This window comes from Cyclobacterium xiamenense, from assembly GCF_900109255.1.
In the GTDB taxonomy this organism is placed as follows: domain Bacteria; phylum Bacteroidota; class Bacteroidia; order Cytophagales; family Cyclobacteriaceae; genus Cyclobacterium; species Cyclobacterium xiamenense.
In genome coordinates this window covers 23006-30167 of sequence record NZ_FNZH01000005.1, presented here as the reverse complement: position 1 = coordinate 30167, position 7162 = coordinate 23006, and the positions used below count along the sequence as shown (strand labels likewise).

The following is a 7162-nucleotide window of genomic DNA, read 5'->3' as shown; positions in this document are numbered from 1 at the left end:
TTTGCGATCAGGGTGGTGGACCCGGAAAGCTACGCCGACGGATCCGTGTTTCTGGGCGATCAAACCCTGTTCCTGGTTTTTAAGGGAGCTTCGGGATACCTCCTCGACGTAGATAGCTTCACGTTCGAAAAATCAACCCAGGTAAGCCTATCGAAAAGCTCCGAGAATGAGTTTCTAATTTTCCCGAATCCTGCCGACGCCGGCACGATAAATGTATCCATCGGGAGTTTACAGCCAGAAGAGGTGGTTTATGTACACATCTACACGGTCGATGGCGAGAAAATCATGTCGCAGGAGATCAGGAATTCGGTGACTCAATTGGATATAAACGCTTTACTCCCCGGATACTACGTAATGGTTATTGAGGGACCTCTCGTTGGTACACAACGCCTTTTTCAAGTGAAATAAAGTAAACGGTTAGAGTGTTTATCGAATGGTAACAAAAAGCCATACTATTTTTGTCACCGGGGTCGGTTTGTACCGGTTGTTTTCCGGGAATTGGACGTCTGTTATGCAAGAAAGTGACGCATTTCGAATTCGCCACGATCGGCACCTTTTCCCGTATTCGCCTGTGAAGGCAACCCGTGTAAGGTGGTGGGAATGCAAGCGAATCGCTGCCCTGGTTCCGGACATTTTGACGTGGGTAAATGCTATGGATAGACGTTCAAAATAGGCCAATCGTCCGATGCAAACCCAGTTCCTTTAAAAAAACAGCCTGTAAATGCAAGGCCCGCATCTAGCCCCCCTATGTCAGAACCACTGATCAGCAAGTCATGATGAAAAGATGTCGGAGCAGGTTGCCGTTGTCGGCGCGTCCCATTTGAAAAAATCGGCTTTGGTTAAACGCGTTTGAAAACTAAAAGAAGGTATCCTGTATCTCTACACCTTGCGATTTCAGGCTTTTCTGGCTATTTTCGACTCGTATTTGTGACAAAACGACCCATGAATAAAACCGGATTTCTTATTGGAACGACCAGTATTCTGCTCGCAGGGGTGGTTTTCTATTCCCTGACACAGGAAAAGGAAATTGACTTTAGCGCGCAGGTAAAACCCATTCTGAACCAACACTGCATTTCCTGCCACGGAGGGGTCAAGAAAAACGGGGGCTTTAGCCTGCTTTTTGAAGCGGAGGCCCTCGCTGCCACCGAGTCCGGCCATCCGGCCATCATTCCCGGCGATGCCAGCGCCAGCGAATTTATCAAGCGCCTCACCGCGGCCGATCCGGAAATCCGCATGCCTTACCAGAAAGCTCCCCTTTCCGAGGAGGAAATCGAAATCCTTACCGCCTGGGTGGAACAGGGAGCACCCTGGGGCAAACACTGGGCCTACGAAACCCCAACGAAACCCACTCCTCCCGAAACGCCGGTTCAGGCTGGTTTTTTCACCGAGTCCGCGCCCGCCTTTCTGCAAAACGACATCGACCGGTTTATCGCCCGCGGCTTGACCCAACAGGAATTGGCGCCATCGCCCGAAGCGGATAAACTGGTACTTCTTCGCCGATTGAGCCTGGACCTTACCGGACTTCCACCCTCCGAGGAACTCGTAAACCGGTGGAAATCCAACGAAATAAGCTACGAGGAATTGGTAGATGCCTTGTTGGAAAGCCCGGCTTATGGCGAAAAATGGGCTTCCTGGTGGCTGGACCTGGCCCGCTATGCCGATACCAAGGGCTACGAGCGGGATGTCAGCCGGGAAATCTGGGCCTACCGCGACTGGGTCATCAAAGCCCTAAACACCGACATGCCCTTCGATCAATTTACGGTGGAACAGCTTGCCGGTGATTTACTACCCGATCCGGACCTGGACCAGCTTACGGCCACAGCCTTTCACCGCAATACGATGAACAACGACGAGGGAGGCACGCAGGACGAAGAGTTTCGGGTCGCCGCTGTACTCGACCGGGTCAACACCACCTTTGACGTATGGCAGAGTACCACCATCGCCTGCGTGCAATGCCATAGCCATCCCTACGATCCCTTTACCCACGAAAACTATTTCCAACTCATGGCTTTCTTCAATAACAGCCGCGATGAAGACACCCATGGCGAGGAGCCCAAATTAAAATTCTACACCGGGAAGGACAGTGTTCGGGTAGAAGAAATAAAAAACTGGGCCGCCCGGCATGGGAGCAAGGATCTGGAAAAAGAAGTAGAAGCCATCCTACGCTACCAGGAGCCCAAGTACCATGCACACCTGGCGGAGGATTTTGAAAACGGGGAATTGATCGACACCAAATGGCTCGGACTTTGGGACCAGGGCTCCTGTTATTTTCGGGGAATTTACACGGGTGGATCCCCCTATATTTACCTAAACTATTGGACCGGCAACGAAGGAAGCCTGCTGACTATTCGTAAGGACGGCCCTGAGGGAGAGATTTTGGCCCGGTTTACCCTGGATAAAACGGAGGGACGGGTCATCCGGCGGTTTCCTATCAAAAAAGTTAACGAAAAAGTAGACCTGTATTTTCGCATGGAAAACCGGCGGCTTGGCCCCCAGCAAACCACCTCGGCCATCAACTGGCTGGCCTTTTTTCCGGAGTTGCCCGGAAAAAATCAACCCGGGCACGCAGAGACCGATCGGGATTTCCTGGCGCTTCTCAACACAACTACCCCTTCCGTTCCGATTATGATCGAAAATCCGGATTACATGAAGCGAACGAGCCATGTGTTTGAACGGGGCAATTGGATGCTCAAAGGGGAGGAAGTGAAGCCAGATGTACCTGCCGTCCTCAATAGCTGGGACCCCGCCTGGCCGGAAAACCGACTGGGCCTCGCCTATTGGCTAACCAGCAAGGAAAACCCCCTTACGGCACGCACCCTGGCCAACCGCATCTGGGCGCAATTGTTTGGTCGGGGACTGGTGAGTACCCTGGAAGACATGGGTACCCAATCCGAGCCTCCCAGCCACCGGGAACTGTTGGACTGGATGGCGGTTCGGCTCATGGAAGACCACGACTGGCGATTGAAACCGTTGATTAAAGACCTGGTGCTATCCGGTACCTATCGTCAGTCTTCCGTCTCTTCGGCCTTGCTGCACGAAAAAGACCCAAACAACCAATGGTACGCCCGGGGACCGAGGTTCCGACTCAGTGCGGAACAAATCCGGGACCAGGCACTCGCAGCAACGGGCCTACTAAGCGACAAGATGTACGGCAAACCGGTCATGCCGCCCCAGCCGGAGAATGTTTGGCAAACCGTCTATAACGGAGAATCCTGGAAAACCAGCGAGGGGGAAGACCGGTACCGACGCGCGGTATACACCCTTCTAAAGCGCACCAGCCCCTATCCGTCCTTTATCAGCTTTGATGCGGGAAGCCGGGAGGTATGTACCATCGACCGCACGGTGACCAATACGCCCTTGCAGGCCCTGGTAACCTTAAACGACCCGGTATACCAGGAGGCTGCCTACCAGCTGGCGCTGCGCATGCAGCAGTCCGGCGCCGAAGACCCGATCTCCTGGGCGTACGAAAAGCTGCTGCTACAGCCCATCACCGCGGAGAAACACCGCTACCTGAAAGACCTCCGGGATTTTGCGCAGGAAGATTTTGCGCAGGATCCGCAGGCCCTGAAGGACTGGCTTCAGTTCGCTGCGGAAGCCGACAAAGACCCCGAACTGGCGGCCCTGGCGGTGGTCGCCAATGCACTATTGAATCTGGATGAATTCCTAACCAAATCCTGACATGGACACCATCAAAAAATTACTGGCTGAGAAACTGGAACGGGAACTGCAGACCCAAACCCGCAGGCATTTTATTCAGCGCTGTGTAAGTGGCATGGGCGGCCTGGCTTTGGGATCACTCATCGGCGGCTGCCAGGCCCCGGAACCCCGGCGCATGCAACTTTCCGAGCGAGACCTCAACCCCCTGTCTGCTATGGCACCTCCGTTTACGCCAAAGGTGCAATCGGTGATCTACCTGCACATGGCGGGTGCCCCCTCCCAGCTGGAAATGTTTGATTACAAACCCGAACTGGCCCGGCTTCACAACAAAGAGTGTCCGGAATCCCTGCTGCAGGGAAGAAAATTTGCCTTTATCCGTGGCCGTCCCAACCTGCTCGGCCCCCAAGCGAACTTTGAGCAGTGCGGCGAGTCGGGCAACTGGGTGTCGGATTACCTGCCTCATTTCAAGCAGGTCGTGGACGAGGTGGCTTTCCTGAAAGCCGTTCATACGGATCAATTTAATCATGGTCCTGCCCAGCTGTTTATGCAAACGGGTAGCCCCCGACTCGGCCGGCCCAGCATCGGTTCCTGGGTGACCTACGGCCTGGGCTCCGAAAACCAAAACCTACCCGGATTTGTGGTACTCACCTCCGGAGGAAAAACGCCTGACGCCGGAAAAAGCGTCTGGGGAAGCGGTTTTTTACCCTCCGTCTACCAGGGAGTGCAATGCCGCTCACAAGGGGATCCGGTATTGTACATCGAGGACCCGAAAGGCATGTCACGAAGCTTGAAACGAAAAATGCTCGACGCCATCAACGGGATCAACGAGGCAGATTTCCAGGCCTATGCGGATCCGGAAATTCTCGCCCGAATCAACCAGTACGAAATGGCATTCCGCATGCAAATTGAGGTGCCGGAGGTAATGAATATCAACGAAGAACCGGAATACATCCACCAGCTATACGGCACCCAGCCGGGAGAGGAATCCTTCGCCAATAACTGCCTGCTTGCACGCAAAATGGTAGAAAAAGGCGTCCGGTTCGTACAGCTCTACGATTGGGGATGGGATGCACACGGTACAGGTGAAAGCACCGCCATTGACCTGGGCATGAAAGACAAATGCCGCGAAATCGACCGCCCCATTACCGCCCTATTGACCGACCTCAAGCAACGAGGCCTACTGGACCAAACGCTGGTGGTATGGGGAGGAGAATTTGGCCGCACCCCCATGCAGGAAAACAGGGAAGGAAAAACCCAGAGTTACAAGGGCCGGGATCACCACGTCGATGCCTTTACCATGTGGATGGCCGGGGGCGGTATCAAGAAAGGAGCGGCGCACGGGCTCACAGACGAATTCGGATTTTCCGGTGTGGAAGATACCGTTTCCGTACACGATATTCATGCCACCATCCTCCAACTTTTGGGATTTGACCACGAGCAATTTACCTTTGATTTTCAGGGCAGGCCTTTCCGCTTAACGGACGTGGAAGGGCATGTCATTCGGGAAATTCTATCCTAATCAGTCACGAACATTAGCAAACATCCAATGAACCGAAGAACATTTATTCAGCGAGGCGGGGCCCTCAGCCTGGGATTGGCTACCGCTCCCTACCTGGCCCAGGCCGCTCCGGATTTCCGCCAACGAAAATTCCGGATAAGCCTGAACCCCTACGCCATAGGCGTAAAAATCAGTCAGGAAGAAATGATTGACAAAGCAGTGGCCCATAAGTTTGAAGCCATCCTGCCTGTTCCTGCGCAGCTGATGGAAATGTCCCCGGGCAAATTGGATGAATTTTTGGCCCGAAAGGCCGCACAGCAGCTCAGTTGGGATTCGGCCGGTCTGCCGGTGGATTTCCGCAAAGACAAGGCTACCTACGAAGCAGGAATTAAAGAATTGCCCAAAATTGCCGTTCGCCTGCGGGAGGCGGGGGTAAGCCGGGTGAATACCTGGATCATGCCCAGCCATAACGAACTGCCCTACCTGGAAAACCTAAAGCAACACAGTCAGCGCCTCGGCCTGGCTGCCCAAATACTCGGAGAAGAAGGGCTGAAACTAGGGTTTGAGTACGTGGGTACAAAAAACCTGAAAATCATCAACCGGTACCCCTTTGTGGGGACACTGAAAGAAGTGCAAGACCTCATTGCTGACATCGGGCGCCCAAACGTAGGGGTACAGCTGGATAGTTTTCACTGGTACACCTCTAGCGAAAGTGTCGCCGATCTGGAAAAGCTAAGCAACGATCAAATCGTGACCTGCGACCTCAATGACGCCACGGCTGGAAGAAGCATTATCGAACAAATAGACGGCGAGCGCCAACTCCCGGGAGACAGTGGCCTAATCGATCTGAAGGGCTTCATGCAGGCCCTCGTCAACATCGGCTACGACGGTCCGGTACGTGCGGAACCATTCAATGCCAAACTAAACGCCATGGACAATGAGCCGGCGCTGGCCGCAACTTCAAGGGCCATGTGGCGAACCGCCAACCTGGTCTAGAAGAGCGAAAACTTTAGCTTATCTGTCAGGAGTTCAAGGGCCTTGATCGCCTTGACCGAATTTCCCTTTTCGTTCAATTCGGGCGACCAGACGGCGATGCTGAATTTTCCGGGAAGTACCGCAGCCACCCCGCCGCCTACACCGCTTTTTCCGGGCAAGCCCACGCGAAATGCAAATTCTCCGGATTCGTCGTAAAAGCCGCAGGTGAGCATGAGAGCATTGACACGGCGGGATTGACTTTCGTTTAGGATTTCCCTTTTTGCAAAGAGGGAATAGCCGTCGTTTGCAAGGTAAGAAAACGCTTTGGCCAGTTCCTCGCAACTCATTTCAATGGAACACTGCGACACGTAGGTGCGGATGACTTCCTGTATGTCATTGTCAAAGTTTTGGTAGGCCTTCAAAAAATAAGCCATGGCCGTATTCCGCTCCGCATGCAGCAGTTCGGAGTGCATCACCTCTTCATTGATCCGAACGCAATGCTGTCCTGCCAGCTCGTCAATAAACTCCCGTATACTATGGACGGGGTTTTCAGATTTGCTCGTAAGGGCATCGGTAATCACCAGGGCCCCTGCGTTCAAAAAGGGGTTTCGGGGGATGCCTTTTTCGTACTCCAGTTGGGCAATGGAGTTGAAGGGGTTGCCGCTAGGTTCTACGTTAACGCGTGACCAGAGTTTGCTCCGAAAAACATGAAAAACCATTGTCAGGGTGAATACTTTGGAAATACTCTGAATGGAAAAAGGCTCCTGGTAATCGCCAACCCCGTAAACCTCCCCGTTCAAGTCGATCAGGGCCATGCCAAACCGGTCAGCGGATACCTTTGCCAATTCGGGAATGTAGTCCGCTACCGTGCCCCGTAGATTCAGGTCGTTGACTTCCTGATATACTTCTTCGATCAGTTGCTGGTAGTCCATGCATACAAGGTACAACCCAAGCGGCGTTTTGACTTCACAAGGAGTGAATTATTTCGGAACGGCTTCATAATCCGTGGGCAAACAAAAAGCAGCTGACCAA

5 protein-coding genes are annotated in these 7162 nt (G+C 53.4%); 4 read left to right on the top strand and 1 reads right to left on the bottom strand.

The genetic code is table 11. The features are described 5' to 3' along the window. The 4 genes from BMW71_RS15940 to BMW71_RS15925 form a co-directional block, all read left to right on the top strand. On the top strand, positions 1-408 hold a 408-nt coding region (locus BMW71_RS15940), incomplete at its 5' end, for a T9SS type A sorting domain-containing protein (protein WP_177179672.1). 534 nt (positions 409-942) lie between these two features. Beyond that, positions 943-3678 carry a DUF1553 domain-containing protein gene (locus BMW71_RS15935; protein ID WP_092176200.1) on the top strand — a complete coding sequence of 912 codons (2736 nt, stop codon included), beginning with the start codon at positions 943-945 and terminating at the stop codon, positions 3676-3678. 1 nt (position 3679) lies between these two features. Next, positions 3680-5176, top strand: a complete 1497-nt coding sequence (locus BMW71_RS15930) for a DUF1501 domain-containing protein (protein WP_092176198.1) — start codon at positions 3680-3682, stop codon at positions 5174-5176. Positions 5177-5203: 27 nt separating this feature from the next. Further along, positions 5204-6151, top strand: coding sequence for a sugar phosphate isomerase/epimerase family protein (locus tag BMW71_RS15925; RefSeq protein ID WP_244891200.1), 948 nt, complete (start codon positions 5204-5206; stop codon positions 6149-6151). Here the strand turns inward: BMW71_RS15925 and BMW71_RS15920 are convergent. Then, positions 6148-7062: a glutaminase gene (locus BMW71_RS15920; RefSeq protein ID WP_092176195.1), complete on the bottom strand. Its 915-nt coding sequence runs from the start codon at positions 7060-7062 to the stop codon at positions 6148-6150. The two genes, BMW71_RS15925 and BMW71_RS15920, sit on opposite strands and share 4 nt — an antisense overlap. Positions 7063-7162 lie beyond the last annotated feature (100 nt).